Genomic DNA, 16,292 nt, shown 5'->3' with positions numbered 1-16,292 from the left:
GAAATGAGTATACAGACGGAGCAGCAAACGCACAGCCTGCTTGACGCTTTTGTCAAAGTTGCGCCTTTTTTAAACAGCCTGATCCAAGATGACATCACCATCGGAATTTATGATACAGAAAAATTAATCGTGAATATTCCGGCTAAAACGTTTTCTCTTAATGTAAAGCCGGGAGACCCGCTGCAAAAAGGGGACATCATTACAGACGCGATCCGCATGAATCAGAAGAAGACAAGCATGGTGCCGAAAGAGCTGTTCGGATTTCCGCTGATCGCCAGAGCGATTCCGCTTCATGATGAAAACGGAAAAGTCATCGGCGGCGTCGGTCTCGGCACGAGCCTTGAAAAATCAGCCAAGCTTCATGATGTCGCTGAAAGCCTGTCCGCCGTCGTGGAACAGACCGCTTCGGCCATCGCGGATATCTCAGAATCCATCAACGGCTTTTCAGCACAGATGACCGGAATTTCCGCTCAGGCGAAACAAGTCAGTGAAAGCGCGGGAGAAATCGCTGACATTTCCGTCACTGTCAAGGGCATCTCGGATCAAAGCAATCTGCTCGGTTTGAATGCGGCCATTGAAGCCGCGAGAGCAGGAGAATCCGGCAAGGGCTTTTCCGTGGTGGCGGATGAGATCCGCAAGCTTGCCACTCATTCAAAAGACAATGTCGGCCAAATTGACCAGATTACGAAAAAAATCCACAGCCTGCTGAAAGGGCTGGAGGACTCAATTGAATCCATCAACCAGAACACGGACGGCCAAGCGGCGGCGGTTGAACAAATTTCTGCCACGATGCAGGAGATTTCAGGAAGCGCCCAGCATTTAGCGAAAATGGCTGAAAACGTTCTCGGAGAATCATAAAAAAAGGGGAGCTTACGGGCTCCTTTTTTGTTTTCCCTTTATCAAGCGGAAACTGCACTTACACGTTTGATCCGTCATGCTAAAGGGGTACACATACGAATACATCACCAATGATAAAGGAGAGTCTTGTATGTCTGATGCAAATCTGCACAACCCGCTGACGAAATATGATCATGATGAATTTCCAAAACAATATCAAGAACCGCCCGGCTTGCAGAAAGAGATGAAGCCTGTGCCGGATTGCGGTGAAACAAGCTATAAAGGAGCCGGCAAGCTGAAGGGAAGAAAAGCCCTCGTCACCGGCGGCGATTCAGGTATCGGCCGGGCCGCCGCAATTGCTTATGCCCGGGAAGGGGCGGATGTGGCCATTAACTATCTGCCTGAGGAACAGCCGGATGCAGAAGAAGTGAAAGCGTTAATTGAAAAAGAGGGAAGAAAAGCCGTTCTGCTGCCGGGAGATTTAAGCGATGAAGCGTTTTGCGGAGAATTGGCGGAAAAAGCGTATCAAGAGCTTGGCGGTCTTGACACGCTCGCTCTTGTTGCCGGCAAACAGCAGGCAGTGGATGATATCAGCGATCTTACTACAGAACAAATCTATCAAACATTTGAAGTCAACGTATTCTCACTGTATTGGCTCGTCAAAGCCGCGCTTCCGTATCTGCCGGAAGGCGCGTCTATTATCACGACAACGTCCGTAGAAGGGTATAATCCAAGCCCGATGCTGTTGGATTATGCCGCGACGAAACATGCCATTATCGGTTTTACCGTCGGCCTAGGAAAGCAGCTGGCGAATAAAGGAATCAGAGTCAACTCGGTAGCGCCGGGGCCGATCTGGACACCGCTGCAGATTTCAGGAGGACAGCCCGGTGAAAACATTCCGAAATTCGGCAAGGAAACACCGGCCGTTCCATTACAGCGTGCCGGACAGCCGGCGGAGCTGGCAGGAATTTATGTCTTTTTGGCCTCAGAAGAATCGAGTTATGTGACATCCCAAATTTACAGTGTAAGCGGAGGAATTCCGACAGCGTAATCAAAAAGGAGCTGCCCTTCATACGGGGGCAGCTCTTTTTTTCGATGTTATGTGCCGAGGACGTTTTGATTATACAGGACACTCGGATGTGACGGATGATAGGAGGCGGCTTTGTCGTTATGAATCTTCGCTTTTTCTCTGTCGCCGAGCTGCCAGTGGCAGACGCAGAGCTGCAGATGGGGGTACCAGGTGGAATATTCGAGCTGGGTAAAGCCTGCATCACTGCTTTTGGCGGATAGGGCGAGCTCATACCAAAACACGCCCTGCCGGTATTGCCGTTTCTCCGCAAAATAGTCGCCGAGCCTGCAGCAGAACTCCGGCCGCGGACAATCGATCAGAAATGATTTTAAGAGAGACGTCATGGCGGCCTCTTCATGGCCGACCGCCCTGTAGCAATCGGATAGATATTGGCACGTTCTGATCTCGTCTTCGATCCAGCACTGTTTTGTGGAAAGAAAATGGTGATAATACGTAATGGCGCGCTGATACTGGCCGTGATCCTTTAATTCATTCGCGAAGTAAAACAAATCGCGCGGTGTCATCGTTTCACTGTTTTCCGCCATTTTCTCATAAATCTTCAAGTTGCGGTCCGAGGGAGGCGAGTGCTTTTTCTCGGATTTCCGGTGTGTGACGGCAATATCGGTTTCTATGATGTTTCCGTATACTTCAAGATACTCATGCACGGCTCCGATCCAGCGGAATCCTTTTTCACGCTTGACGAGTCGGTTGCGGCGGTATCTGAAGCTGACCTCTCCCCGATCATCAAAGCCGACGTGATAATACATGGATACCGCGTCCACCTCTTTTGAAAGCGACGCCTTTAGTTCAATCAGCTTTTCACGGTCCTTTTCCGTCAGCATATCGTCGGCGTCCAGCCACAGAATATAATCCATTTCCGCTTTCGAAAACACAAAATTACGGGCGGCCGCAAAGTGATCGATCCATTCAAAATCATAAATCTTATCCGTATAACGGGCCGCGATTTCTTTCGTCCGGTCGGTCGAGCCCGTATCAGCAATCACAATTTCATCCGCAATGTCTTTGACGGAATCAAGACAGCCCGCAAGCACCTCCTCTTCATTTTTCACGATAACGCACAAACTGACGCTGATCATGTCATCACCTCTTCCCCTCCAGTGTATAAAAGGAGAGGCGGAAACATTCTTCGGACAAAATGATCTCTTCCAGGAAATTTGTCTGTCCTTTTACTAGTTTTATTCCAGCGCCTGATTTAAAATGAACACATGAACTTACGTGAGGATTGATAGGAACCATGAGCATCATAAAAGCGGAAAACCTTTATAAAACATACGGAGATAAGACATTATTCGACCATATCTCCTTTCATATTGAAGAGAATGAAAGAATCGGTTTAATCGGCCCGAACGGAACGGGGAAGTCTACGCTTCTGAAAACCATTGCCGGCCTTGAATCAACGGAGGAAGGCGAGATTACGTCTTCAGGAAACGTGCATATTGAGTTTTTGCATCAGGACCCTGAGCTTCCGGCCGGACAAACCGTTCTTGAACATATTTATTCCGGCGGATTAGCCGTCATGAGAACGATGAGAGAATACGAAAAAGCGCTTCAGGCGCTGAATGAAGAACCGGAAAATGACCAGCGCCAGAAACACCTGCTTGATGCGCAGGCCCAAATGGACGCGAATGATGCGTGGGAGGCGAATACGTTAGCCAAAACGGTTTTAACCAAACTTGGCGTCACCGATCTGATGAAGGATGTCAGTGAGCTGTCCGGCGGCCAGAGAAAGCGCGTCGCGATTGCGAAAAACATCATCCAGCCGGCTGACCTGCTCATTTTAGATGAACCGACAAACCACTTGGACAATGAAACGATTGAATGGCTGGAAGGCTACTTATCGCAATATCCGGGCGCCGTTATGCTTGTCACGCACGACAGATATTTTCTGAACAGGGTGACGAACAGAATTTACGAGCTTGAGAGAGGCAGCCTTTATACGTATAAAGGAAACTATGAAGTATTCCTGGAAAAACGGGCCGAACGGGAAGCGCTGGCGGAGCAGAAAGAAACAAAACGTCAAAACCTCCTGCGCCGCGAATTGGCGTGGCTCAGAAGAGGAGCGAAAGCGCGCTCGACGAAACAAAAAGCGAGAGTGGACAGAGCGGAGGCGCTCAAGGAGCAAAAAGGGCCGGCAGTCTCCGGATCACTCGATTTCGCGATCGGTTCCCACCGTCTCGGAAAACAAGTAATCGAAGCCGATAACGTCGCCATTACCTATAACGGCCAAGCGCTGATCAGCCAGTTTAATGAGCTTGTCATCCCGGGGGAACGAATCGGCATCATCGGGCCGAACGGAATCGGGAAAACGACACTTTTAAACAGCCTCGCCGGCAGAATTCAGCCTGACAGCGGTAATATCACCATCGGGCAGACGGTCCGGATCGGCTACTACACCCAGGATCACAGCGAAATGAACGGTGATATGAAAGTCATTGACTATATAAAAGAGACGGCTGAAATCGTCAAAACGGCGGAAGGCGATGTCATCACCGCGGAACAAATGCTTGAGCGTTTTCTGTTCCCGCGTCCGATGCAGCAGACATATATCAGAAAGCTGTCGGGCGGGGAAAAGCGCCGTCTGTACTTGCTGAATGTACTGATGCAGGAGCCGAATGTGCTGTTTTTAGATGAACCGACCAATGATCTGGACACAGAAACATTAAGCGTGCTCGAGGATTATATCGAACAGTTCCCGGGCGTCGTCATCACTGTATCCCATGACCGCTATTTCCTTGACCGCGTCGTGGACCGCCTGATTGTATTTGAAGGACACGGCATCATTTCCCGTTTCCAAGGTTCGTACAGTGAATACATGGAACAAGCAAAAGCGAAGAAGACGGCGGTAAAACAGCCGGCCGAAGAAAAAAAGGCGGAAGAAGAGCCGAAGAAAAAGCGCAAAAAGCTTTCGTACAAGGATCAGATCGAATGGGACGGCATCGAAGACAAAATCGCCGGCCTTGAAGAAAAGCATCAGCGTCTGGAAGCGGAAATCGCTGAAGCGGGAAGTGATTTCGGAAAGATACAAGAACTGATGGCCGAACAGGCAAAAACGGCTGAAGAGCTTGAAGCGGCGATGGAACGCTGGACCGAATTGTCACTGATGATTGAAGAACTTGAGAATTAAGAAAAGCCGGTACGGCCCCCGAGAAGACGGCGGGTCATACCGGCTTTTTGTTTTAAACAAATGTCTCCCGGCGCTTTAAAGACAAAGGTTCCGTCCAAGCTAAGTTTATTCGGCATAAAAAGTTTACGTTTACGTTAAGGTTCAAATGGTGTATAATAGAAACAGATACGACAAGAGGGGGATTCACCTTGGAATGGATGAAGATTGATCAAGTTGCCAAGCGAAGCGGACTGACAAAACGAACCATTCGTTTTTACGAGGAGATTGGTTTGATTCCTGCTCCTAAACGGACAGAAGGCGGCGTCCGGCTTTACTCTGAAGATGATATGGAGGAGCTCGAAAAAGTCACCAGCACAAAAGAAGTGCTCGGTTTTTCCCTTCAGGAACTTCAGCAGTTTATGGAGATGAGCCGTCAGCTGGAATTAAACAAAGAGGGGTACTTGTTGTCACTGGATCCGAAGGAACGGAAAGAAAAGCTGGAAGAGATTCAGCACGCTTTGAACCACCAGCTTGAGATGATTGATGAGAAGATCAGCACATTTCAGCATTTTAAAACGCGCCTTAACGGAATGAAAGAAAAAGCTGACCGCGCCATTCAATCAATCGAATGATTTTGCTGTAAACGCTATGGATATAGCGTTTCTTTTAATGGATAAAACAGGAGGTCTGGTCAAATGGATACATCATCACAACAGAAAACAGGCTTATTCAGCCAGCCGAAAGCCGTTTGGGCGGTTGCGTTTGCCTGTGTGATTTCCTTTATGGGAATCGGTCTTGTCGATCCGATTCTTCCGGCGATCGCCGCACAATTACATGCTTCACCTAGTGAAGTATCACTGTTATTTACAAGTTATTTGCTCGTTACCGGTTTTATGATGTTTTTCTCCGGCGCGATTTCCAGCCGGATCGGCGCAAAATGGACGCTGCTTCTCGGACTTATTTTTATCATCGTGTTTGCCGCTCTCGGCGGAAGCTCAAGTTCAATCGCTCAGCTTGTCGGCTATCGCGGCGGCTGGGGGCTTGGGAATGCTCTCTTTATTTCAACCGCGCTTGCCGTCATCGTCGGGGTATCTGTCGGCGGCAGCGCCAAAGCTATTATTCTGTATGAGGCCGCGCTCGGACTGGGAATTTCCGTCGGGCCGCTTGCCGGCGGAGAGCTAGGCAGCCTTTCATGGCGCGCTCCGTTCTTCGGAGTGTCTGTCCTGATGTTTATAGCGCTTTGCGCGATTTCACTCATGCTGCCGAAGCTGCCGAAACCGGCGAAACGCGTCGGTGTGTTTGATGCGATGAAGGCGCTCAAATATAAAGGCCTTTTGACAATGGCAGTATCTGCATTCTTATACAACTTTGGATTTTTTATTTTGCTTGCTTATTCTCCGTTCGTGCTGGATTTAGATGAACACGGTCTCGGATATGTCTTCTTCGGCTGGGGCCTTCTGCTGGCAATTACGTCAGTCTTTACGGCGCCGCTCGTGCACAAAGCGCTGGGCACAGTGCGTTCGCTCGTCGTTCTCTTTATCGCCTTTGCGGCCATTCTCGTTATTATGGGGGTCTGGACTGACCATCAGACGTTGATCATTACATGTATCGTTGTTGCCGGTGCTGTCCTCGGTATGGTGAATACGATCATGACAACCGCTGTGATGGGTGCTGCGCCGGTTGAACGTTCAATCGCGTCTTCAGCCTACAGCTCAGTCCGCTTTATCGGCGGTGCGCTCGCTCCGTGGATTGCGGGAATGCTGTCAGAACACTTCACCGCAAGCACTCCATATACAGTAGGCGGGATCGTCGTTTTTGTAGGCATGCTTGTCCTTCTCATGGGACGCAAACATCTCGCCGGAATAAAAGCCGGACATTAAGAAAAAAAGGAACTTCCGCACGGGCGGGAGTTCCTTTTTGTGTTTACAGCACTTTTGTCGTCCAAGACTCACAATTCCATGTTTCCGTCGCGATATCCATGTAAAACTCGGGTTCGTGGGAAATCAGCAGAATGGAGCCTTTGTATTCTTTCAGCGCGCGTTTCAGCTCTTCTTTCGCATCGACATCCAGGTGGTTTGTCGGTTCGTCAAGCACAAGTAGATTTGTTTCTGAATTGATCAGCTTGCACAGTCTGACCTTCGCTTTTTCTCCTCCGCTGAGAACGGAGACGCGGCTTTCAATGTGTTTGGTCGTCAGGCCGCATTTGGCGAGGGCGGCGCGGATTTCGTACTGGGTAAAGGAAGGAAATTCGCTCCACACTTCTTCGATGCACGTATTGTTATTGGTTTCTTTCACTTCCTGCTCGAAATAGCCCGTGTATTGATGCTCGCCGCGCTCCACCGTGCCTTCCAGCGGCTGGATTTCACCGAGCAGGCTTTTTAACAGCGTCGTTTTCCCGATGCCGTTTGCGCCGTACAGGGCGACTTTCTGTCCGCGCTCCATTCTGAGATTGAGCGGGCGTGACAGCGGAGTATCGTAACCGATGACTAAGTCCTTCGTTTCAAAAATGAGCTTGCCTGACGTTCTCGCAGGCTTGAAATGGAATTCCGGTTTCGGTTTTTCGGCCGCCAGTTCGATCATATCCATCTTATCAAGCTTTTTCTGACGGGACATCGCCATATTTCTCGTGCTGACGCGGGCTTTGTTGCGGGCGACGAAATCTTTCAGCTCAGCCACTTCCTGCTGCTGTTTTTTATAGGCGGCTTCGAGCTGCTGTTTTTTCACTTCGTAGACTTCCATAAACTGATGATAATCACCGACATAACGCGTCAGCTCTTGATTTTCCACATGATAAATCAAATTGATTACGCTGTTTAAAAACGGAATGTCATGGGAAATTAAGATGAACGCATTTTCATATTCCTGCAAATAGCGTTTCAGCCATTCAATATGCTGTTCATCAAGGTAGTTCGTCGGTTCGTCCAACAGAAGGATTTCCGGCTTTTCCAAAAGCAGTTTGGCGAGCAGCACTTTCGTCCGCTGTCCGCCGCTTAAGTCAGTGACGTCGCGGTCTAGGCCGACTTCCTGCAGGCCGAGGCCGCGGGCGATTTCTTCAACTTTGCTGTCAATCACGTAGAAATCATTGTTTGTCAGGGCGTCCTGAATGACACCGACATCTTCAAGCAGCTGCTCAAGCTCATCAGGGTCCGCTTCGCCCATTTTGTTGTAAATCTCGTTCATTTCTTCTTCCATCGCAAATAAGTAATGGAACGCATCCTTCAGCACGTCGCGGATCGTTTTTCCTTTTTCAAGCACGGTATGCTGATCGAGATAGCCGACACGCACGTTTTTCGCCCATTCAACCTTACCCTCATCAGGCTCAAGCTTTCCGGTAATAATATTCATAAACGTTGATTTACCTTCGCCGTTTGCTCCGATTAAGCCGACGTGTTCCCCTTTTAAAAGACGGAACGATACATTGTTAAAAAGCGCACGGTCACCGAAGCCGTGGCTTAAATCTTTTACGGATAAAATACTCATCATTACACCTCTATCGTTATCAGACACGCTTTTTTTATCATGTGTCTTTCTCATTTATGATTATAAAGGAGGAGACCGTTTGTTAAAAGGCTTGGAAGGAAAAAGAAAATTGCGTTTGCCGCGTGCATTTGAGATACTATGGAGTAGATTTTAAGAATTGAGGAGAACGACATGACCCAAACATGGCCATTTTTACAGCATACACAACCATTTATCGCCGAAAACTGGGAGGCGTCAGGTTTTCAGGAGCCGACCGTTATTCAGGAAAAAGCCGCTCAGGTGATCATGGAAGGGAAAGACGTCATTGCCGAATCCCCGACGGGAACGGGAAAAACATTGGCGTACACGCTTCCGGTTCTGGAGCGGATCAACCCGGAACAGAAACATCCGCAAGTGATCATTTTAGCGCCGTCCCGCGAGCTTGTGATGCAGATTTTTCAAGTGATTCAGGAGTGGAAAAAAGGCTCCGATCTTCGCGCTTTGTCTTTGATCGGCGGGGCAAACGTGAAAAAGCAGGTGGAGAAGCTCAAAAATAAACCGCATATCATTGCAGGCACACCGGGCAGGGTGCTCGAATTGATTCAGGCGAAAAAGCTGAAAATGCATGAAGTCAAGACGATCGTTCTTGATGAAGCGGATCAGCTCGTGACAAAGGAACACCGCGAAACGATGAAAAAAATCATTAAAACGACGCTGAAAGACCGACAGCTTTTAAGCTTTTCCGCTACGCTGCAGCCGGAGACAGAAGAGGTGCTGAATGCCATCGCACATGAACCGGCCGTTTTGAAAGTGGAGCGGAATACGGCGGAAAAAGCGCGCGTCACGCATCAATATCTCGTCTGCGATCAGCGGGATAAAGTGAAGCTATTGCAAAAGCTGTCACGGCTGAACGGCATGCAGGCGCTCGTGTTTGTCAGAGATATCGGAAATTTAAGCGTCTATGCGGAAAAACTCGCCTATCATCACGTGGATCTCGGCATCCTGCACGGAGAAGCGAAAAAAATGGAGCGGGCAAAGATATTATCAGCGTTTGAAGGGGGAGAATTTCCGCTGCTTCTGGCGACTGACATAGCGGCGCGCGGACTTGATATCGATGATCTTCCGTACGTCATTCACGCAGACATCCCGAATGAAGACGGATATATCCACAGATCCGGCCGGACGGGGCGGGCCGGTAAAGAAGGAACCGTACTCAGCCTTGTCACGCCGATGGAAGAATCCAAATTGAAAAAAATGGCCAAATCACTCGGAATTGAGCTGAAAGAGGCCGTTTATTCAGGCGGAAAATTATCTGAGAAATAAGAAACGGAGGGCGGGAAGCCCTTCTTTTTTCATTGTAAAATAATAGAAAAGGTTCGGGCAGGGGAGTGGGAAGATGGGTTCAATAGACCGATTTCAAATATTGAAGGAACGTGAGCTGAAAATACTTGAACACTGGTTTAAGAACGATAACATCAGACGGAGAATGGATGCGATGCTGCCATTAGACGCGTGGTATGCACGATTGAATAAAGATGAAGACGATACTGTCATTATGGCATATGACGGGCAGCTTCCGGCAGGAATGGTCTCTATAGAGTTTGTGGAGGAACGGGCGTATATCGGATTGATCGTCAATCCTTTGTACCAGCTTCAAGGGTACGGAAAACAGATTTTGCAAAAACTGCTGACTGATCCTGGGTTTACCGGCGTGCGGGAATGGGCGGCAAGCATCGAAAAAGACAATCAAATCAGTTTAGCCTGCTTTCAAGCAGCGGGATTCACTTTGGAAGATACGGAGCCTGATGAAGACGGCTTTCTGACTTTGATTCTTCGCGGCTGATGCGAAAAAGCAAAAGGAGGGGACAAAGCCCTCCTTTTTTCATCATCATGTTAACTTAGATCACTGACTTTGATGATCTGTTTGCCTTTGTTTTCTCCTTTAAACAGGCCGAGGAACGCGTCAGGAATATGGCTGAATCCTTCCGTAATCGTTTCTTCATAATGAAGCTTCCCGTCCTTGAGCCATTCGGCCAATTGTTTCGCGCCTTCGGAAAAGCGGTCAGCATAATCACTGACGATGAACCCCTGCATCAGCGCTTTTGTTTTGATCAGCTTCGGCTGGACGCGGGGGCCCATGTCTTCCTCTTCACTTTCGGTATTATATGAAGAGATCGCTCCGCATACCGGAATGCGGGCGAATTCATTCAGCAGGTTTATCACCGCATCTGAAATCGGTCCGCCGACATTGTCAAAATAGACATCGACGCCGTCAGGGCATGCCTGTTCAAGCGCTTTTTGAATATCATCCGCCGTTTTGTAATTAATGGCTTCATCAAATTGAAGCTCCTCTTTCAGATACGCGATTTTTTCGTCAGAACCGGCGATGCCGACAACCCGCGCGCCTTTGATTTTGGCAATCTGCCCGACCGTTGAGCCGACGGCGCCCGCAGCCCCTGAAACGACGACGGTTTCGCCCTTTTTCGGACGGCCGATATCGAGCAGCCCGAAGTAAGCGGTCAGTCCGGTCATCCCTAAAATGCCGAGATACGCCTGGGCGGGTGCGATATCCGTATCCAACTTGCGGAGGGCGGACTCATTGACGGCTGAATATTCCTGCCATGCGAGATTTCCGATCACAACATCTCCTTTTTTCAGCTTATCGCCGTCTGTCAGAACTTCGGCAATCACTCCGCCTGTTATGGCTTCATCTAAAGCGAACGGCTCTACATATGATTTTGTATCCTGCATCCGTCCGCGCATGTACGGATCAACGGACACATAACTCGTTTTCACAAGCACTTCGCCGTCTTTCGGTTCGGGAACGGCAATCGTTTCAAAGCGGAAATCGTCATGGACGGGAACGCCTTTGGGGCGTCTTGCCAATTGAATCTGCTGCTGATTTTTCGGCATGATGCATCCTCCTTCAACATGAGTGTTTGTTCCAAATGTAACACGAACCATTTCCCGAATACAAAATCAAACCGTCCGCCGGCAACAAAAAAAGAAGGGCCAGGGCCCTTCTTTCCTTATATGCGTATTTAAAAGAATAACCGGTACACATCGGTGTTTTTCTCATGTTCCAAATATTCATAGGCATTCGTTTTTGAAGAATGAAGCATGTCAGCGGTAATGACGGGCTGAAGCGCGGTCAGATAAGAACCCAGCTTATTTTCAATTTCTTTCGGCAGAACGGATTCGATATCACCGATATTGATAATGATAGAGAAAACGAAATCGATATTAATATGAAAAGTATCTTCAGCAAAGACCGTAAGCTCTTTTATTCCATCCGGGCAGCGGGTATGCCGGCGGAATACCTGCTTCACTAAATCACTGACAACCCAAGCGTTAAATCGCTGTTCCGGTGAAAAGTAATGAATAGGAACCACCTCCCTGCTTAATCGGCTCATGAAGATTTTTATTTTTCTGAAAATGTAGCTTTCCCTACTGTAACATGTCCCGCCGGAAAATATCCACCGACAATCTGCCCGTTTTTTCCCGGAACTCTCTTTCTTTTGTTTGACCTTTGGTTGAGCGGGTAAACATCCAATATACAAAAACAAAAGGGAGGACTTATCAATGAAACCGGTAGTAAGAGAATATACAAATGATCAAAAACTGATGCAGGACGTAAAAGAGCTTCAGCAATTGGGTGTCGCAAAAGAAGACGTATATGTGCTTTCTCATGATGACGACAGAACGGACCGCCTGGCAGATAATACTGATGTCAATACCATCGGAGCGAAAGAAACGGGCATTAAACACGCGGTCGGCAATATGTTTAATAAAAAAGGCGACGAGCTCCGCAACAAAATTCACGAAATCGGCTTTTCAGAAGAGGAAGCATCACAATTTGAAAAGCGCTTAGATGAAGGAAAAGTTCTTCTATTTGTCACGGATAACGAAAAAGTAAAATCATGGGCGTAAGCTGAACAGATCCCAAGGGGTTTTCGGTCCCTTGGGATTTTTTTGCGGTTTCCGCAATAAAACCGAAAGGCACATGCTGTACATTTTCGGTGCCGTTTCTCAACTGATTTGATAGAATTCAATTGTAATAAATTGGAACGAAAAATCAGGAGGAGTACAATTCATGAAAAAAATGTTATTTATGCTGGCGGTTTGTTTATGTATGATCCCTGCGGACGTCTATGCCGCTGACCTGGGACGGCAGACGTTAGGAACAAATGACGGCTGGGGAGCCGCTTCCGGCGGGACAACCGGCGGCGCGAAAGCCTCTTCATCGAATGTCTACACCGTATCAAACAGACAGCAGCTCGTTTCTGCATTAGGGGGAAGCGCCAACAGCACGCCGAAGATTATTTACATACAAGGCACAATCAATATGAATACGGACGACCGGAATAAAACGCTCGGCTTTAATGATTATAAAGATCCGGCATATGATCTCAACGCTTATCTGAAGGCGTACGACCCGGACAAATGGGGGAAAAAAGCGCCGTCAGGCACCCAGGAAGACGCCAGACAGCGATCTCAAAAAAACCAGAAAGCACGGGTCGTGATTGACATTCCTTCAAATACGACGATCATCGGTTCGGGTTCAAATGCCAAAGTGACAGGCGGAAGTTTTAATATAAAGAACGGCGTCGACAATGTCATCATCCGCAACATTGAATTTCAAGACGCTTACGACTATTTTCCGCAATGGGACCCGACGGACGGCAGCAGCGGCAACTGGAACTCGGAATATGACAATATCACCATTAACGGCGCGACGCACATCTGGATCGATCATTGCACCTTTAATGACGGATCGAATCCCGACAGCGGTTTTCCTTACTATTACGGGAGAAAATATCAGCACCATGACGGCCAGACGGATATAGCCAACGGGGCGAATTATATTACATTGTCCTATAATAAATATCATGACCATGACAAAGGCTCCGTCATCGGAAACAGCGACAGCAAGACGTCGGATGAAGGAAAACTGAAGGTGACCCTTCACCATAACTATTACCAGAACATCGTCCAGCGCGCACCGCGGGTCCGGTACGGGCAGGTTCATATTTATAATAATTTTTACGCAGGCTCTAAAAGCGCCGCATACCCGTTCAGCTATGCGTGGGGCGCAGGCCACGCGTCAAAAATATATGCCCAGAATAATGTCTTTGAAGTGCCGGGACTGGCTGCTGATAAAGTCATCAGCGTCTTCAGCGGCGGAAAAGCGCTTCATGAAGACGGCACTCTTTTAAACGGCGCCTCCATCAACGCGTCAGCCGCCAACGGATTAAGTCAGTCCGTCGGCTGGACACCGTCATTGCACGGTTCCATCGGCTCATCATCAAATGTAAAATCAGATGTTATATCTAAAGCCGGGTCGGGTATATTAAAATAATAAACAAGAAGCACAAAGGAAAATATTCCTTTGTGTTTTTTAATTAACAAAAACGTTTATTAACTTAGTTAAGTAGTAAAATGGGATAGGGGATGGAAGACAACAAAATAGGAGGAGACCTGTAATGGCTTCAGAAAAAGACGCAAAAAAACAGCAGGCAGTAAAAATCATTCCTTTGCTTATTACTGTTGCTGTGGGATTAATCATTTGGTTTATTCCCGCGCCGTCCGGACTTGAACCTAAAGCATGGCATTTGTTCGCTATTTTTGTCGCAACAATTATCGGCTTTATCTCCAAGCCCTTGCCAATGGGCGCAATTGCAATTTTTGCATTGGCAGTCACCGCGTTAACGGGAACGCTATCTATTGAAAATACGTTAAGCGGATTTGGAAACAAGACAATCTGGCTGATTGTCATCGCCTTTTTTATTTCCCGGGGATTTATCAAAACCGGGCTCGGCGCCAGGATTTCTTACGTATTCGTACAACGGTTCGGGAAGAAAACACTCGGCCTTTCTTATTCACTGCTTTTCAGTGATTTAATTTTATCACCTGCCATTCCGAGCAACACGGCACGGGCGGGCGGCATTATTTTTCCTATTATCAGATCATTATCCGAAACTTTCGGATCAACGCCGGCAGACGGAACAGAGCGGAAAATCGGCGCTTTCTTATTAAAAACCGGTTTTCAAGGAAACTTGATTACGTCTGCGATGTTTTTGACGGCAATGGCGGCGAACCCGCTGATCGCCAAGCTGGCCCACGATGTCGCAGGGGTGGACATCACATGGACAAGCTGGGCAATTGCGGCCATTGTACCGGGATTGGCGAGCTTAATCATTACGCCGCTCGTCATTTATAAGCTGTATCCGCCGGAAATTAAAGAAACACCGGATGCGGCTAAAATCGCAACGGAAAAATTGAAAGAAATGGGTCCGTTTAAAAAATCCGAACTCTCCATGGTTATCGTCTTTTTATTGGTGCTTGCGCTGTGGATTTTCGGAGGAAGCTTAAATATCGACGCAACGACGACGGCCCTGATCGGATTATCCGTTTTGCTTTTGTCACAGGTATTAACATGGGAGGACATCAAAAAAGAACAAGGTGCATGGGATACGCTGACTTGGTTCGCGGCGCTTGTGATGCTGGCGAATTTTCTGAATGAGCTCGGCATGGTGTCTTGGTTCAGCGATATGATGAAATCATCTGTTTCCGGTTTTTCATGGATTGTGGCATTTATGATTCTGATTGTCGTGTATTATTACACGCATTACTTCTTTGCGAGTGCAACCGCGCATATCAGCGCCATGTATGCGGCATTTCTCGCCGTCATCGTGGCGGCAGGCGCTCCGCCGCTGTTGGCGGCGCTCAGCCTGGCGTTTTTCAGCAACCTTTTCGGTTCGACGACGCATTACGGCTCAGGAGCGGCTCCGGTCTTTTTCGGAGCGGGTTATATATCGCAAAGCAAATGGTGGTCCATCGGCTTTATCCTGTCAATCGTCCATATTGTGACATGGCTTGTGATCGGCGGATTATGGTGGAAAGTATTAGGGTTATGGTAGAAGAAAAAAGGCAGACTCAGGTCTGCCTTTTTTTATTTCGGTAAGGAATGGGAAGGGCCTGCACATGATGACTTCAATGCGAATAGAATATTGCCGGGGTGATATTATGAGCAGCGGCCGTAATCAATACATGATATTGAAACAGAAACCTTACAAATATATGAGCAGACATATGAAACGCCGGTATGAACAATTACCATGTGAACTTGAAAGTCCGGAAACAGGGACGGAAAAACGGTTTCCGTCTTCAGATGAAAATCGATCTGCCTTGTGCGTACCCGGGCTGCGAGGTCCCGAAGGCAAAAGAGGACCCGCCGGCTCCCGCGGTCCGCAAGGGGAGGCGGGTCCGCCCGGTCCCCCGGGGCCTGAGGGTCCGCCGGGAGCGGTTCCTGCGGTAGCTTTTCAAAATACAGCAGAACTAATGACGATTCCGTTAGAAGGAACACCGATAAACGTGTTAAGCGCAGTGATAGCTGCGCCGACAGATCAATTGGTGAAAACGGATGCCGTCATACAAGTAAATGTGGAATTAGATCCGCTCGCGTCTCATTTCTCATTGGTCTTAGCTGTCGAGCTGCAAAGAAATGGCGTATCGATACAAACACAGAGACAAGAGAGGAACCTCTTTTCTTCAGGCGGGCAAATCATAGGAATTCCTTTTACGTACATCGACGAAATGAAGGCGGATGAAACAGCCGCGTATCAGCTCTATTTATCCGTCCTTTCTTCGAACTACGTAACACAAGTCGCAGCGGCAAACCGCTCCCTCATTGCGACGGGATTCCCCATTCAAGGATCAGATTAAGGTGATGAAAAGAAATCACCTTTTTTATTTAGGTTGTCAAAACACAGCCCGTATTAATATGCTGTCTTAATAAGTAAG

At 48.1% G+C, this 16,292-nt stretch carries 15 protein-coding genes; 11 read left to right on the top strand and 4 right to left on the bottom strand.

Annotated elements, in window-relative coordinates; all coding sequences use genetic code 11:
• The first annotated feature begins 3 nt into the window (after positions 1–3).
• Together OWN49_RS15610 and OWN49_RS15605 are read left to right on the top strand one after the other, a co-directional pair.
• Positions 4–858, top strand: coding sequence for a methyl-accepting chemotaxis protein (locus OWN49_RS15610; RefSeq protein ID WP_017419081.1), 855 nt, complete (start codon positions 4–6; stop codon positions 856–858).
• Between the two features lie 130 nt (positions 859–988).
• Positions 989–1,888 (top strand): SDR family oxidoreductase, encoded by a 900-nt coding sequence (locus OWN49_RS15605; protein ID WP_014304589.1) that lies wholly within the window; start codon positions 989–991, stop codon positions 1,886–1,888.
• A 47-nt stretch (positions 1,889–1,935) separates the two neighbouring features.
• On the opposite strand, the gene OWN49_RS15600 is transcribed toward OWN49_RS15605, so the two are convergent.
• Positions 1,936–3,003 carry a glycosyltransferase gene (locus OWN49_RS15600; protein WP_025649929.1) on the bottom strand — a complete coding sequence of 356 codons (1,068 nt, stop codon included), beginning with the start codon at positions 3,001–3,003 and terminating at the stop codon, positions 1,936–1,938.
• A 158-nt stretch (positions 3,004–3,161) separates the two neighbouring features.
• Between OWN49_RS15600 and OWN49_RS15595 the strand changes: the two genes are divergently transcribed.
• The 3 genes from OWN49_RS15595 to OWN49_RS15585 all read left to right on the top strand — a co-directional run bounded on the left by OWN49_RS15595 (position 3,162) and on the right by OWN49_RS15585 (position 6,910).
• Positions 3,162–5,051, top strand: coding sequence for an ABC-F family ATP-binding cassette domain-containing protein (locus tag OWN49_RS15595; protein ID WP_176283186.1), 1,890 nt, complete (start codon positions 3,162–3,164; stop codon positions 5,049–5,051).
• A gap of 188 nt (positions 5,052–5,239) precedes the next feature.
• Positions 5,240–5,662, top strand: a complete 423-nt coding sequence (locus OWN49_RS15590; protein WP_003155658.1) for a MerR family transcriptional regulator — start codon at positions 5,240–5,242, stop codon at positions 5,660–5,662.
• Positions 5,663–5,725: 63 nt separating this feature from the next.
• Positions 5,726–6,910 (top strand): MFS transporter, encoded by a 1,185-nt coding sequence (locus tag OWN49_RS15585; RefSeq protein WP_014304592.1) that lies wholly within the window; start codon positions 5,726–5,728, stop codon positions 6,908–6,910.
• Positions 6,911–6,953: 43 nt separating this feature from the next.
• Here the strand turns inward: OWN49_RS15585 and OWN49_RS15580 are convergent, their stop codons facing one another.
• Positions 6,954–8,510 carry an ABC-F family ATP-binding cassette domain-containing protein gene (locus tag OWN49_RS15580; RefSeq protein ID WP_003155656.1) on the bottom strand — a complete coding sequence of 519 codons (1,557 nt, stop codon included), beginning with the start codon at positions 8,508–8,510 and terminating at the stop codon, positions 6,954–6,956.
• 171 nt (positions 8,511–8,681) lie between these two features.
• Here OWN49_RS15580 and OWN49_RS15575 point away from each other — a divergent pair, with 171 nt between their 5' ends.
• Positions 8,682–9,812: a DEAD/DEAH box helicase gene (locus tag OWN49_RS15575; protein WP_003155655.1), complete on the top strand. Its 1,131-nt coding sequence runs from the start codon at positions 8,682–8,684 to the stop codon at positions 9,810–9,812.
• A 73-nt stretch (positions 9,813–9,885) separates the two neighbouring features.
• The gene (locus OWN49_RS15570; protein ID WP_033574967.1) at positions 9,886–10,332 is read left to right on the top strand and encodes a GNAT family N-acetyltransferase; all 447 of its coding nucleotides are present in this window, start codon (positions 9,886–9,888) and stop codon (positions 10,330–10,332) included.
• A gap of 50 nt (positions 10,333–10,382) precedes the next feature.
• Here OWN49_RS15570 and OWN49_RS15565 read toward each other — a convergent pair whose 3' ends face one another.
• Together OWN49_RS15565 and OWN49_RS15560 are read right to left on the bottom strand one after the other, a co-directional pair.
• Complete coding sequence (locus OWN49_RS15565; protein ID WP_033574968.1) at positions 10,383–11,402, bottom strand: NADP-dependent oxidoreductase; 1,020 nt, start codon at positions 11,400–11,402, stop codon at positions 10,383–10,385.
• Between the two features lie 128 nt (positions 11,403–11,530).
• The gene (locus tag OWN49_RS15560; protein WP_050515827.1) at positions 11,531–11,881 is read right to left on the bottom strand and encodes a DUF3212 family protein; all 351 of its coding nucleotides are present in this window, start codon (positions 11,879–11,881) and stop codon (positions 11,531–11,533) included.
• 190 nt (positions 11,882–12,071) lie between these two features.
• Between OWN49_RS15560 and OWN49_RS15555 the strand changes: the two genes are divergently transcribed.
• The 4 genes from OWN49_RS15555 to OWN49_RS15540 all read left to right on the top strand — a co-directional run bounded on the left by OWN49_RS15555 (position 12,072) and on the right by OWN49_RS15540 (position 16,214).
• A complete protein-coding gene (locus tag OWN49_RS15555; RefSeq protein WP_003155650.1) occupies positions 12,072–12,419 on the top strand; it encodes a general stress protein in 348 nt (115 codons plus the stop codon).
• A 163-nt stretch (positions 12,420–12,582) separates the two neighbouring features.
• Positions 12,583–13,848 carry a pectate lyase family protein gene (locus OWN49_RS15550; protein WP_165409762.1) on the top strand — a complete coding sequence of 422 codons (1,266 nt, stop codon included), beginning with the start codon at positions 12,583–12,585 and terminating at the stop codon, positions 13,846–13,848.
• A gap of 124 nt (positions 13,849–13,972) precedes the next feature.
• On the top strand, positions 13,973–15,409 hold the full coding sequence (locus OWN49_RS15545) for an anion permease (protein ID WP_015417012.1): 1,437 nt from the start codon (positions 13,973–13,975) through the stop codon (positions 15,407–15,409).
• Between the two features lie 106 nt (positions 15,410–15,515).
• On the top strand, positions 15,516–16,214 hold the full coding sequence (locus OWN49_RS15540; protein WP_063174323.1) for a hypothetical protein: 699 nt from the start codon (positions 15,516–15,518) through the stop codon (positions 16,212–16,214).
• Positions 16,215–16,292 lie beyond the last annotated feature (78 nt).

This window comes from Bacillus sp. NEAU-242-2 (assembly GCF_027853835.1).
GTDB lineage: Bacteria > Bacillota > Bacilli > Bacillales > Bacillaceae > Bacillus > Bacillus velezensis.
This window is presented reverse-complemented; position numbering and strand designations above follow the sequence as displayed.